This window comes from Thiorhodococcus minor (genome assembly GCF_010820565.1).
In the GTDB taxonomy this organism is placed as follows: domain Bacteria; phylum Pseudomonadota; class Gammaproteobacteria; order Chromatiales; family Chromatiaceae; genus Thiorhodococcus; species Thiorhodococcus minor.
The window spans coordinates 1-11,414 of sequence record NZ_JAAIJQ010000124.1 but is presented as its reverse complement, the minus strand read 5'-3'; the positions used below and the strand labels follow the sequence as shown (position 1 = coordinate 11,414).

Here is an 11,414-nt window from a genome sequence, read left to right as displayed (position 1 = left end):
GGCCGCCTGGCTGCTCGCTACCGCGCAGCATGTCCAACTGCGCAAGTACCGCAAGCATTCACGCGGACCCAAGAAGCGCCCACCGACGCGGACGCACGATCCGAATCGACCCCATGTCTCCGGTCGCGCGCCTGCTCGCGCAACGCCAGACGGGGAGCGAGCGCTGAAGCACGCGACATCGGATCACCGGGATCGCCACGAAATGTGACCTTGAAAGACATGGGGCGGCTGGACGCGGATACCTGTCGCTCGGCTTGTTTCGGCCGGTGACGCAAACGCCCCATTACCGGTCGCCGGGGTATGGGGGCTCAGCGCCCGGAGTCGGCCAATAAGAGACATTCAGGAGGCGGACTGTGGCTCACCACTGCAAACTTTGTTTCCAGCTATTTGGGTCCGCAGCGGAAGACGTGTGGTCGGTAGTTTTTCCAATCCGCGGGAAATCCTCGACCCTCTCCTGAACGGTGTATCTGGTCATCGACGCCTAGATTTTGGAAGCCCGGATTCGTCGCATTGCCGACACTGGATGCGTTCAAGCATGCCCACAACGATCCTAGGCGAACAATCCGATCAGAAGCAGCACCAAGCCAGGGGTACTGTGAGCCAGGTCCCCACAACGCGGCAGCGTCCCTTTGTTGAAGGATTCCCCAGCCGCGCTCAGACCGCACAAAGCTGCCGCCATGCCGGCTCACATCGGCTTGGGCCAATCCATTGCGAGGGCGAAGCCGCTGGCCAGCACCATCGCGAGCCCGTTCTGCACTGCGATGCGAAAGCGATCCGAGGCGATCATCAAAAAGCCAACCTCGCGCGAAGCCCCGCAATCCAGATTAGGTCCGCGTCGGGGTTTGCGGCGGGGTCTTGATCAGCTGGAGATCCGGCGTTATCGCTAGCCTGTCGAAGAGCTGCACTCGGTAGTACGCCTCGACGGTGTATTGGTCTTTGGTGGCTGCGGCGGTCGCGGTGCCCGAACCGCTCCGGTTCGGACGGCCCCAATTGACACCGAGTCCGAACACGGTGTCACGACCGGGGGCGTCGTAGGCGACACCGGTGCTCACGGATCGATCCAGTGCCGCCGAGCTGCCGTTCGCATAGCCGACGCGCAGGAGAGGAAGCCAGCACTCGCGGAGCCTCCTGCTGAACGAGAACTGTGCGCCCCAGCCATCCGGAACGCCAGCGTCGGTGCGCTCGTTCGCCTGCCAGAGCATCAAGTGGATGTTGTCTTGAAGCGCGTCTCCCAGGCGCGGAACCAGCCGGCTCCGCCGCGTCGTTGCCATCCGCGCTCGCCGGAGCGGAAATCAGCTGTGCACTAAAGGCTGTCCCTGCCAGTGCGCACAGCACGATTGCCTGAGAGATACCCTTTGGCACGTCCGACTCAATGGATGTGCGGCTCTACCTCAGTCACTCCCACTTTGCGCGGCTGATCGCCGGGCAAGCCGCCGCCGAAGTCCACCGGTGAGGTGTAGAATTGCTGCGTCCAGTGCTCAAGGGTGAGCGGCTCAAATCGGCTCTTTTCTGGCTCATAGCGAATCGGTTGCCCGGGATTGACGCCTTTGAGCACCGTCGAGTCCTTGACCACGAGTTGGCCATTGACGATGACATGAGGAATGCCCGTGGATGGCTGTGCGCCCTGTTCGTAGGTCGCATTGTCGGTGACCGTCTCCGGGTCGAAGATGGTGATGTCCGCGACCATGCCTGCTTGCAGGCGGCCCCGCTCCTGCATGGCCTTCAGACCCATCTTGCCCAGCGGCCGGGCGGAGTTGTAACTGGACATCGCAACGATCTGCATGAGCGGGATGTTGTTCTCCCTGGCCAGCCGCAGCGCCTTGGCATAGGTGCCGGCCGTCCGCGGATGGGTGGTGGGCAACTGATCGTAGGGGGTGTCCCAGCTCAGACCCTCATAGGGAATCAGCGGCATGCCGTCCGTGATCAGTGCCACGTCGGGCAGCCGGAGCCAATCGAGAATCGCCGACTCGGGCATCTTGAACACGAGCACCACCCGCGTCGGTTCCTGTTTGAGCATCGCTTCGCGGCTCTGCTGGGTGTACCACTCCCCGGTCGCGACATCCTGAATGGTGTCCTCGTACCTGTAGCCGAGCTGATCGACCCAGACCTCCGGCTCCAGAAAGACCGCGTTCAGGGCGGTGGAGCCGGCGGCATAGGGGTAGATCTCGCCCCAGACATTCATGCCGCGCTCGCGCATCCGCACCAGCAGCTCGTGCACCAGGTTGTAGCCGGGGTTGTTGAAGTGGCAGGCTAACGCCGGGGCGCCCAGGGCCGCCGCGTTGGCCAGCAATTCCTGAATCCCGTTGCTCTCGGTGACCTCGTCACCCGGGGTATAGCGGAAGTGGGCGCCGGTTTGCCGACCATAGTGTCCGGCAAGGCGCTGCAGCTCGAAAAACTCGCGGGCGGAAACGCCGGTGCGCATGTAACCGAGGGTCGAGCCGAGGCCGAGACCGCCGGCCTGCAACCCCTCGTCCAACAGCGCAAGGATCCGATTGCCCTCCTCCAGGGTCGGCTTGCGGCAGCACCAGCCATCCGCCTTACGGCTCTCGATGGCGCTGTAGATATCCTGTGCCCCTTGGAAGCCGTCGAGCACCTCGGCGCGAGCGAACTCATGCGCCACCGCCTGACCGTAGTTCAGCTGGTTCTTGCCTTCACGCGCCTTGTACCACTGCTCTATGAACGGCCCATGGGTACCGAGCTCCAGATCCAGCGCGGTGGTCCGGCCGTCGCGCAGGGCCAACTTGTTGGTCCAGGGTCGGTCGGAGTGCCAGTGGGTGTCGATGAACCCAGGCGCAACCACATGACCGGTGGCGTCGATCGTCTCGGCGCCGGTGATGTCGTCGGTGGTGATCACACTGATTCGGCCATCCTTGATGCCGACGTTGGCGAGGGCGTCGTACATCGTCTCCGGGTCCATGACCCGACCGTTGAGGATGACCAGGTCGTAGTCCTGGGCTGCGGCAACCTGCGCGGCCGCGAGGAGCCCGCAGACGAGGCTGGCCTTGCCAAGGCGTCTCAATAGGCTCGCTGTTCGTTGCATCTGGATGATCCTTTGGTTGGCGCGGCGCTCAACGCTATCGTGCTGCGACACGGCTGACTAGAGTCCCTTTCGGGACAGTGGCGCGCGCAAGGAGGGTGCAGTAGGCTCCGAAGTTTACCCAGGGTATACGATGATCAATCGGAATTTCTCTGCGCCAGGGTAGCTATAGTCCTTTCGGCAGTCCTGTTAAGCACCAGCGCCCAAGAAACAGCCAGGCTCGCCCAGGCCGGCGTTCGTCATCGATTGATCGCGCTTGCGCGAGGCGCGTTTCTGACACCAAGAGGCCGACCATGCTCGCTCCGCGTTTCCCCTCCCCGCGGTTTCGGGAGGCCTTCAAGACCGCCCTCGCGGTTGTGCTGGCCTACGGCATCGCGCTCTCCATGGATTGGGAGAAGCCCATGTGGGCGGCGTTTGCGGTCGCCGCGATCAGCCTTGCGACGGTCGGGCAGTCGCTGCACAAGGGTGCCCTGCGCATGTGGGGGACCCTGGTGGCGGGGGTCGTCTCGCTCACCCTAGTGGCCCTGTTTCCGCAGGAGCGTTGGTGGCTGATGGTGTTTCTATCGGCCTTCGTTGGGCTGTGCACCTACCGGATGGGGGGCAGCAAGCGCCCGTACTTCTGGAACGTCGCAGGATTCGTAAGCCTGATTATCTGCATGGGGTCGGTCCCGGCGACCGAACATGCCTTCGATCTTGCGGTGCTGCGCTCGCTGGAGACCGGTCTCGGCATCCTCTGCTATACGCTGGTCACCGTCTTCCTCTGGCCCACCGGCACGGCGGCCGAGCTCGATGCGGCGGTGCACGGGCTCGCCGCGACCCAACACCGGCTCTACCAGGGCTACCTCCGGCTGCTCGCCGGGAAAGCCGAAGGCGAAGACCTGCAGCCGCTGCGGCTGCAGGAGGTCCAGCAGCTCGGTCAGTTCAACGATGCACTCATGGGCGCGCGGGCGGACACCCACGAAGTCTGGGAGCTACGCCAACAGTGGGCGCGGCTGGAGGCCGATGTCCGGGACATGATGGCGGCGCTGGCACGCTGGCGCGAGAGCTTCGACGAGGTCCAGGCGCTGGACCTGAAGGCGCTGATGCCCGAATTCCCGAGCCTGGCCGAGGAATTGGACGCCCGCCTCGGACAGGTCGAGCGCATCCTCTCGGGCAAGGCCCCCGAACGGCAGCCAAAGCCCCTGGATGCGTCTCTGAATGCGGAGGCGGTCCGCGCCCTGTCCCATTTCGATCGGGCGGCGCTGGCGCTGTTTCGCAGCCAGCTTCGGCGTCTGGAGTCCCTGACACGGTCTTTGTTCGAGACCGCCGCCGATATCAAGGGTTTCACGGCAGTGAGCGTGCGGCCGGTAGAGCCCACAAGGACGCGGGCCGGCTTTGTCCTCGATGCGGACGACCTGGTGGCCGCGGCCCGGGTCGTGGCCGGCGTCTGGCTCGCCTATCTGCTGTGGATCTATGTCGAGATTCCGGGGGGCGTCGGCATCGTCATTATGACGGGCTCCCTGGGAATGGCCCTGGCCACGAACCCGCAGTTGCCCATGCGCCTCGCCTTCAAGCCCGTTGCCCTGTCCATCGCCTTCGCGAGCATCCTCTACATCTTCGTCATGCCGCGGCTGTCGAGCTTCACCGAACTGGGGTGGCTGATCTTCGCCGTGACCTTCGCCATCGGCTACCTGTTTTACAAACCGCAGCAGATCCTCGGGCGGATGGCCGGGCTGATCATCTTCGTCACCATGACGGGCATCTCCAATGCGCAGAGCTACAGCTTTCTATCCCTCGCCAACACGACCCTGATGTTTGTGCTGGTCTTCATGATCCTCGCCCTCGCGGCCTATGTCCCGGTGTCGCCGCAACCGGAGAAGGCGTTTGTTCGCCTCCTGCGCCGCTTCTTCCGCAGCTGCGAATACCTGGTCTCGACCCTGGACTGGGACCCGGATTCGGATTCAGCCCGCCGTCCGACACGGCTGCAGCGCTGGCGGCGGTCCTACCATGCCGGACAGATCGCGACCTTGCCACAAACGATTTCGCTCTGGGGCAAGTCCATCGACCCCAAGCTGCTGGCCGGCACCACGCCGGAGCAGCTACAGGCCCTCACCGCCGATATCCAGGCGCTCGGCTACCGCATGCAGGAAACCCTCGAAGCCCGCGCCGCGGTCCGCCGTATGCTGGCCGGGCCGGACGTGCAAAATGAGATCGACACTTGGCGCGCCGGTCTGAAAGAGATTTTCCGGGGGCTATCGCTCGATCCCGATGCGGCGGATCATGCCGACTTCCGCGCCCTGCTGAACGCCAAGCTCGAGCGCCTGGAGGCGCACATCGAAACGGCACTGAACCAGGCTGACACGGTGAGCGTGCCGCCGACGGAGGCCGAGCGTGCCTACCGTCTGCTCGGCGCCCACCGGGGCCTCTCGGAGGCGGTCATCGCGTTCGCGAAACAAACGGCCGTGATCGACTGGCCGCGCCTGCGCGAGGCACGTTTTTAACCCGGCAGCATCACCCATGAACTTCATTCCAAGCGAATTTGCCATCGGCGAGGTCTATTTCCCGCCGCTGCTCATCGCCGCCGTGCTGGGCATGACGCTGGCCTGGCTGACCGCGAACCAACTCAATCGCTACCGCCTGTCGCGGTTCTTCTTCTACCCACCGCTGGTGCTGTTGGCGCTAGCGGTGATCTATACCGTGATCATCGGAACTGTCGTCATCCCGTCATGAGCAAAATCCCCGCACTGCTGAGATACGTCCTGACCGGCGTCGTGGTCCTGGTGGCCGTCTTATTGGTCGCCTGGAAATACTGGGACTATGTCAGCAACCCCTGGACCCGCGACGGCCAGGTGCGGGCCAACGTCATTCAGGTGGCGCCGCGGGTGTCGGCGCCGATCGTTGCACTGCCGATCAAGGACAACCAGTTCGTCAAGGCGGGCGATCTGCTGTTCGAGATCGACCCGCGTACCTATCAGGCGGCCCTCGACCAGGCCAAGGCCAACCTCGACCAGGCACGCGATCGCGTTAAGGACCTGGAGGCGCAGGTCAAGTCCGCCGAGGCGGCCCTGGAACAGACGGAGTCCGGTATCAAGCAGGCCGAATTTGCCGTGACCAGCGCCGAAGCCACCGTGGTCAAGACCAAGGCCGACTTCGAGCGCGCAACTAGCCTGGTGGCGAAGGGTGACGTCGCCAAGCGCACCTACGATGAGGCTGTGGCCGCCAACGACGTGGCCCAGGCCGACCTCGCCAAGGCCCAGGCGCAGCTGACCCAGGCCAACTCGGCGAAGCTCCAGTCCCAGGCCCAACTGGCGCGGGCCAGGGCCGAGTTGGGCGCCCTGGGCGAGGACAACGCCCAACTACGAGCCGCCAAGGCCGCGCTGGAGACGGCGCAGCTGGACCTGGAGTTCACGCAGGTGCGCGCCTCGGTGGACGGCTATGTCACCAACCTCAACCTGCGCCTCGGCAGCCAGGCGGTCGCCAATCAGCCGGCGCTGGCGCTGGTGGACGCAGCGAGCTATTGGGTGCACGGCTACTTCCGCGAGAGCCTGGTCGGCGACATGCGCGCCGGGGACCCTGCCGTCATCACCCTGATGACCTATCCCGACCAGCCCCTGCAAGGCCAGGTGGACAGCATCAGCTGGGGCATCTCCCAGAGCGACGGCAGCACCGGCTACGACCTGCTGCCCAGCGTCAGCCCGACCTTTCAGTGGATACGGCTGGCGCAGCGCATCCCGGTGCGCGTGCACCTCGATGAGGTTCCGGAGGGCGTGGCGCTCAGGGTCGGCACCACCGCGTCGGTGCTGGTCATGACAGGCAGCGGTGGTGACAAAAAGGAGGTGGTGCCGCTCGTACCCGCGCCGCTGCAATGAGCCCTCGTTCAGCGGTTTTCACGGCGGAGCGACAGCACCACGCCGAGCATTGGCGATGCTGGAGAGCTCGTCGAGCGCCTGGACAGGAACCGGACCCGGTGTAGACGGTCCGACGAGCACGCCAGCGACGATGAAACCCAGGATCGACCCGAACCCGAGCCGCTGGAACAGGATGAACCGGGCGGCGTTGTGCTCCGGCAACAAGATGCAGTTGGTTTCGGCATCGATACTGATCAAAGCGCATCGGCAAGAGCGATCGCCAGTTCAGCCAGGATCTCGCCGAGTGCCTCCCCATACCCGTGGATCAGGGCCTCGGGACTCTGCTCGGGCAAGCGCACTCGCCGGCCGATGGTCCGCTCCAGAATGGGGCTGGGGCTGATTCCGGTCAGGTCCATCAACCGAAACTGGATCGTGATCACGGCTTCCGGCGCCCGACCGGCCCGGAAGTCGCCGTAAAGCTCGTTGACCACGGCGTCGAGCACGTAGCTCGAACCCTGGCGGTTCCCCGGCTGAGCGACGGACTTGAACGGGCCCGCCCGATCAAGCCACGCCGCGATGCGCGAGGCGAGCATGTCGTCTGGCTCGGCGATGAACGCATTGTAAAAGTCGCTGGCATAGCGAACGTCATCGACCCGAAACACCAGGGATTTGCCGGTGTAGACCGGGGCAACGCGCACCCGGCCCATGGTCAGGGTCTGCGGTTTGCGCGGCAGGCTCGATGCTGGTGGTGTTGGCTCGATCGCGTAGAGAGCGGCCTCGGGCACCGGCTTGCCGATGGCGCAGCCGCCAAGCAGCCACATCGGGATCAGCGTCCCGGCGAACAGGGCGCCCGTCAGGATCGCCGGCAACCGGAAAGCCGTGCACTGCCGTTTCATTTGGTTCGATTCCATGGAAAGTCGGCCTTCTTGGGCGGAGCGCCGAAGAGGACGCCCCCCGGATAGCGCTTCGCGGTCTCCGAAAGCGTTCGCAGGTTGTCGGCTGTCGCGCGGAGGTCTTCAACGACCACGCGCACGTCGTACTGGTTGTCGCCGACCAGGGCATCGATACGCTGCACGGCGCGTGCGAGACTGGCAATCATGGTGTCGAGCTCCTCGCGCGCGGCCAAGGTGCGCAGACGGTTCGTCAGCGCGGCGGTGTTGTCGAGGGTCTGACCCAAGGCCGGCAACGCCAGCAGATCTTCCAACCGGGCAGAGGCAGACGCGATGTCGCCGACGGCCTCGTCGATCGGCGCCTTGGTGATCACCTCGTCCAGGTGTTCGACCAGGGTGCGCGCTTCCTTGATCAAGCTGTCGGCATCGGCGGAAAGCTCGTCCACCGGCACGCGCCCGATCTTGTCGTCAAGGGTCAGCACAAGACGGTCGAGGTTCTGGCCGAGGGAACCGATGTCCGCCTCGTTCAGGCTGGCCAGAAACTGCTGGGCCGAGCCGATGATCTCACCGGTCATGCTGGGCGCCGAAGGCACGACGGGATAGTCCGGCGTCCAGGCAACGGTGGGTTCCGGGTACTTCTCCGGATCGAAGTAGTCGAGCGCCAGGTACTGCTGGCCGGTGATCCCGGCGAGCTGGGTCTGCGCCCGTAGCCCCCGTCGCACATACTCGGGGAGCTCGGTCTGCCACTGTTCGACCTGCGCCGACGTTGCGCTGAGCTTCGCTCGAACGACAATGAAGGCGGCTCGCTGCTCGAACGGCACACCGTTCTCGTAGGCGACGGTCGACATGACGATCTCGCTGACCTGCCCCAGCGGAACCCCGCGGAAGCTCACCTGGGCGCCGATACCCAGCCCGGAGACCGACTTGTCGAAGTAGGTCTCGAACACCAGCGTCGGGGCGAACAGCGAGCGACCCCCCAGCACGAACAGCAGGCCGGCCAAAATGGTCAGCGACAGGACCACGAACAACCCGAGCCGGCGATAGCGTTGCTTCTCGGGCATGCTGATGTCCTCTGGGCTCATGTCCTCTTGGTGCCGGCGTTGGGCAGCGCATCCGGCTCGCGGTTGAAGAACTGCCGCACCCGCGGATCCTTGCTCTGATCGCGCAGCTCCGAGGGCTTGCCCTCAGCGATGATCCGACGCGAAACGGGGTCGAGCATCACAGCCCGGTCGGCGATGGTGAAGATGCTCGAGAGCTCGTGGGTGACGACGACAAAGGTGAAGCCGAGGTTTTCGCGCAGCCGAAGGATGGTGCGATCGAGGTTCGCTGCAGTGATCGGGTCCATCCCGGCGGAGGGCTCGTCGAGCAGCAGGATATCGCAACCGAGCGCCATGGCGCGGGCGATGCCGGCGCGCTTGAGCATCCCACCGGAGAGCTCGCCCGGCATCAGCGACTCGGCGTACCCCATCTCCACGGTACGCAGCAGCAGGCGCGCGGCAAGGTCCTTCTGCGACGGGCCGATGTCCGTGAACTCGTCCAGGGGGAAGCGGACGTTCTCCAGCACCGTCAGCGACCCGAACAGTGCGCCGCTCTGATACATGATCCCGAGCTTGCGCTGGATATGCGCCTTATCCGCTGGGCTCGCGCTGACGATACTGTCCCCGGCGATCAGCACATCACCCGCCATGGGTGGGTAGAGGCCGATGATATTCTTCATCAGGCTCGACTTGCCGCAACCCGAGCCGCCGAGGATCACCACGATCTCCTCCCGCTGCACATCGAAGGATGCTTGATCCAGCAGCACCTTCGTGCCGTAGCCCATGCGCAGGTTGCGCACGCTGATTGCCGGCTCAGCGTGGACCGTGGTGGCGGCTTCAGCCGGTGCCATCGTTGCTTGACCTGCCGTCATCATCTGCCGGTCAACCGGACAGCAGCACGGTGAACAGGCCGTCGAGCACGACGACCCACACGATGCTGGTCACGACCGCGCTCGTTGCCGAGAGGCCCACCGATGTCGCTCCGGCACCCGTGGACAGCCCGCGCTCGCAGCCGATGGCAGCGATCGCAAACCCGAACACCGCGGCCTTCAGAAGACCCACCAGGAGATCGTTCATGCCGACGGCGCCGAGCAGGTGGTTGTAGAACTGGACGAAGCCGATGTCGAAGCTGACCAACACGAGCGCGCCGCCGAACAACCCGACGACATCGGCGAACACCGTCAGCAGCGGCACCACGAGCACCGCCGCCAGCAGTCGCGGCAAGACCAGGAAATGGATCGGGTCGAGACCGAAGGTGAGAATGGCGTTGATCTCCTCGTTGACCTTCTGGGTGCCGATCTGGGCGGCGAAGGCCGCCCCGGTGCGCCCGGCGAAGACGATGGCGGTCATCAGCGGCCCGAGCTCGCGCAACATGGCAACGCCTACACCATCGACGACGAAGATGACCGCACCGAATTGCCGTGCGACCAGCCCGATCTCGAAGGCGATGATCACCCCCATCAGGAAACCAATCAGGAGCACGATGGGCACCGCGTTGGCGCCGGCCTCAGTCGCCACGATCAGCGTCTCGCTCCAGCGGACGACACCGCGGCGACGGGTCGCCAGCAGCAAGGCCGCGCCGCAGTCGCTGAGGAACGCGAGCATCCGTCGCACGTAAGTGATCTGCTGCTCCGTCGCGCGCCCGATCTGCTCGAACAGACCGACAGAAGGCGCCTGCGGCGCCGCGCCGCTGAGGTCCTCCGGGTCATCGTCGGGAACCAGTGTCGCGAGGTTCGGCGCCAGGCCCTGTATTTCGATCTCGGCACCTTTCGGTCGCCGCCGTCGCTTCAGATCGAACAGCAGTGCGATGCCGGTATTGTCGACGTAGTCCAAGCGCGACGCATCCACGACAACCCGCCGATCCGGGTTGCGTTCGAGGGTTTGCGCCGCTTCGGCCCAAACCGGGCCGATGTTTGACGCCGTGAGGCGACCCTCGAGCGCAAACGACACATCTCCAGTCTTGGTCGAATCATCCATCATCGCGGTCGCACATGGGTCTCTTCACAATCGCGGCGCGAACGGGTCGGGGAAGGCGCAGCGCCGCGGCAGAGTCTCTCGCCAAGGGAGCCGCACCGTCACCGCATGCCGCAGCTTAGTCGATGTTGCCCTTCTGGTGCTGGTCGAACAAATACCCGCCCAGGGCACCGGCGCCGGCGCCGATCAGGGCGCCCTTACCCGCGTCCCCGCTTAGGGAGCCGATCAGGCCGCCGCCGGCAGCTCCCATCAGGGCGCCGCTCCCGGCCCGCTGGCCGGTGGTGGTTCCGCAACCGCCGATGGTGAGCGCAGCGGCGAGCAGTACAGGGTAAGTCAGCTTGTTCATGCGATTCGTCTCCGGAGTTGTCAGTGTCTTCAGGGCACGAGCAAGGGATGCGCCTGTCGCACTCAGTTGCATGGGTACTTTTCTGCGAGTGCGCGGACGAGTCCGATGACAGGCAACTCGCCCATCAGCGTGGCATTACCGGCATTGCGAGTGGCCCAGGCGACGAAGGCTGCGCGCCCGTCCGCAACGGTCGCGGTTCTCGGATAGCAGATCAGAGGCTTTAGGGCATATCGTTACCCACATCTCGCCCCTCGTTCGTACACGCCAGCTTTGCGTTCGACCTCGGGGGGTAGACATGGAGGT

The 11,414-nt window shown here is 64.9% G+C and carries 11 protein-coding genes; 3 read left to right on the top strand and 8 right to left on the bottom strand.

The features are described 5' to 3' along the window. Positions 1 to 824: 824 nt before the first annotated feature. Together G3446_RS24210 and G3446_RS24205 are read right to left on the bottom strand one after the other, a co-directional pair. A complete protein-coding gene (locus G3446_RS24210; RefSeq protein ID WP_164456166.1) occupies positions 825 to 1,271 on the bottom strand; it encodes a carbohydrate porin in 447 nt (148 codons plus the stop codon). A 98-nt stretch (positions 1,272 to 1,369) separates the two neighbouring features. Continuing rightward, positions 1,370 to 3,040: an amidohydrolase family protein gene (locus tag G3446_RS24205; protein WP_164456164.1), complete on the bottom strand. Its 1,671-nt coding sequence runs from the start codon at positions 3,038 to 3,040 to the stop codon at positions 1,370 to 1,372. A gap of 290 nt (positions 3,041 to 3,330) precedes the next feature. On the opposite strand from G3446_RS24205, the gene G3446_RS24200 reads away from it, so the two are divergent. The 3 genes from G3446_RS24200 to G3446_RS24190 are packed head-to-tail and all read left to right on the top strand — an operon-like array spanning position 3,331 to position 6,885. Then, complete coding sequence (locus G3446_RS24200) at positions 3,331 to 5,517, top strand: FUSC family protein (protein ID WP_164456162.1); 2,187 nt, start codon at positions 3,331 to 3,333, stop codon at positions 5,515 to 5,517. 16 nt (positions 5,518 to 5,533) lie between these two features. Continuing rightward, positions 5,534 to 5,746: a DUF1656 domain-containing protein gene (locus tag G3446_RS24195; RefSeq protein WP_164456160.1), complete on the top strand. Its 213-nt coding sequence runs from the start codon at positions 5,534 to 5,536 to the stop codon at positions 5,744 to 5,746. Then, complete coding sequence (locus tag G3446_RS24190) at positions 5,743 to 6,885, top strand: HlyD family secretion protein (protein ID WP_164456158.1); 1,143 nt, start codon at positions 5,743 to 5,745, stop codon at positions 6,883 to 6,885. Before G3446_RS24195 ends, G3446_RS24190 begins: the two co-directional genes overlap by 4 nt. 18 nt (positions 6,886 to 6,903) lie before the next feature. Here G3446_RS24190 and G3446_RS24185 read toward each other — a convergent pair whose 3' ends face one another. The 6 genes from G3446_RS24185 to G3446_RS24160 form a co-directional block, all read right to left on the bottom strand. After that, positions 6,904 to 7,122 (bottom strand): hypothetical protein, encoded by a 219-nt coding sequence (locus G3446_RS24185; protein ID WP_164456156.1) that lies wholly within the window; start codon positions 7,120 to 7,122, stop codon positions 6,904 to 6,906. Further along, positions 7,119 to 7,775: an ABC-type transport auxiliary lipoprotein family protein gene (locus G3446_RS24180; RefSeq protein WP_164456154.1), complete on the bottom strand. Its 657-nt coding sequence runs from the start codon at positions 7,773 to 7,775 to the stop codon at positions 7,119 to 7,121. Before G3446_RS24180 ends, G3446_RS24185 begins: the two co-directional genes overlap by 4 nt. Further along, the gene (locus G3446_RS24175) at positions 7,757 to 8,815 is read right to left on the bottom strand and encodes an MlaD family protein (protein WP_164456152.1); all 1,059 of its coding nucleotides are present in this window, start codon (positions 8,813 to 8,815) and stop codon (positions 7,757 to 7,759) included. Before G3446_RS24175 ends, G3446_RS24180 begins: the two co-directional genes overlap by 19 nt. 17 nt (positions 8,816 to 8,832) lie before the next feature. Continuing rightward, entirely contained in the window at positions 8,833 to 9,642 is an 810-nt protein-coding gene (locus G3446_RS24170; RefSeq protein ID WP_164456150.1) for an ABC transporter ATP-binding protein, read from the bottom strand. A gap of 31 nt (positions 9,643 to 9,673) precedes the next feature. Then, positions 9,674 to 10,768: an ABC transporter permease gene (locus G3446_RS24165; RefSeq protein ID WP_164456147.1), complete on the bottom strand. Its 1,095-nt coding sequence runs from the start codon at positions 10,766 to 10,768 to the stop codon at positions 9,674 to 9,676. A 115-nt stretch (positions 10,769 to 10,883) separates the two neighbouring features. Then, complete coding sequence (locus tag G3446_RS24160) at positions 10,884 to 11,111, bottom strand: glycine zipper domain-containing protein (protein ID WP_164456146.1); 228 nt, start codon at positions 11,109 to 11,111, stop codon at positions 10,884 to 10,886. Positions 11,112 to 11,414: the final 303 nt, after the last annotated feature.